This is a genomic window from Anaerotignum faecicola, assembly GCA_024460105.1.
In the GTDB taxonomy this organism is placed as follows: domain Bacteria; phylum Bacillota; class Clostridia; order Lachnospirales; family Anaerotignaceae; genus JANFXS01.
The window spans coordinates 1-392 of the sequence record JANFXS010000555.1 but is presented as its reverse complement, the minus strand read 5'-3'; the positions used below and the strand labels follow the sequence as shown (position 1 = coordinate 392).

1 protein-coding gene is annotated in these 392 nt (G+C 47.7%); it reads left to right on the top strand.

Translation table 11 applies throughout. The features are described from left to right. Window positions 1-60: 60 nt before the first annotated feature. Window positions 61-392: terminase small subunit (locus NE664_15365; protein MCQ4728011.1), on the top strand; the 332-nt coding region annotated here is incomplete at its 3' end.

Here is a 392-nt window from a genome sequence, read left to right as displayed (position 1 = left end):
ATACAGGTGATAGAAAATCCTAACCTGACCGACAAGCAACGACTTTTTTGCATCCGGTATGTGAGATGCTTCAACGCAACGAGATCATACCAGAAAGCGTATAACAGCAGTTACGAGACGGCAATGGTCGAAGGGTGCAAACTACTAAGAAATCCAAAGGTCAGGGCGGAAATCACGCGGCTTAAGCAGGACCGGCTAAACCGGGAAATGCTTGACGAACACGATATTTTCCAGAAGTACATGGACATTGCATTTTCTGACATTACCGATTATGTGGAGTTTGGCAGAGAGGAAATACAGGCCATGGGAGCGTTCGGCCCCATACAGGTTGAGGACCCGGCAACCGGGAAAAAAGTTCCGCTCATGAAAACTGTTAACAGCGTTCGTTTCCG